This is a genomic window from Bacillus cereus group sp. BfR-BA-01441, assembly GCF_022663075.1.
Taxonomy (GTDB): domain Bacteria; phylum Bacillota; class Bacilli; order Bacillales; family Bacillaceae_G; genus Bacillus_A; species Bacillus_A cereus.
On the sequence record NZ_JAKUEU010000264.1, the window covers coordinates 1 to 437 of the forward strand.

Below are 437 nucleotides of genomic sequence, written 5' to 3' on the forward strand. Positions count from 1 at the left end.
TATGCCAGTCACCCGCTGTGACTGCCACAATACCTTGCCAACTGCTTACATTGCATTCTCCTTCTTTATTTCGGCCCACCGCTACTACCGTGCCATCCGATTTCAGGCCAATAGTACGACGCCACCCTGCCGCAACCGCTACAATATTATGCCAATCGTTTACATCACATTGTTCATGCTTATTCCAACCCAGTGCTACCGCAGTACTGTCACATGTAAGACCGATTGTATGAGCATTACCCGTGTTCGTTGCCATATGAACATTGCCCACTGCGACTGCTTCAATATCTCGCCAGCCACTTACATTACATTCCCCTTCTTTATTCCGGCCCACCGCTACTACCGTGCCATCCGATTTCAGGCCAACTGTATGAAAACGCCCCGCCGCTATCATATCTTTGGGCCATCGCTTCACTTTTTCTTTCGATAAAAGGTAA

At 48.5% G+C, this 437-nt stretch carries 1 protein-coding gene; it reads right to left on the bottom strand.

Annotated features, from left to right (window positions below):
• The coding region (locus MR107_RS30410) for an RCC1 domain-containing protein (RefSeq protein ID WP_472926411.1) at positions 1–437 on the bottom strand (437 nt) is incomplete at both ends.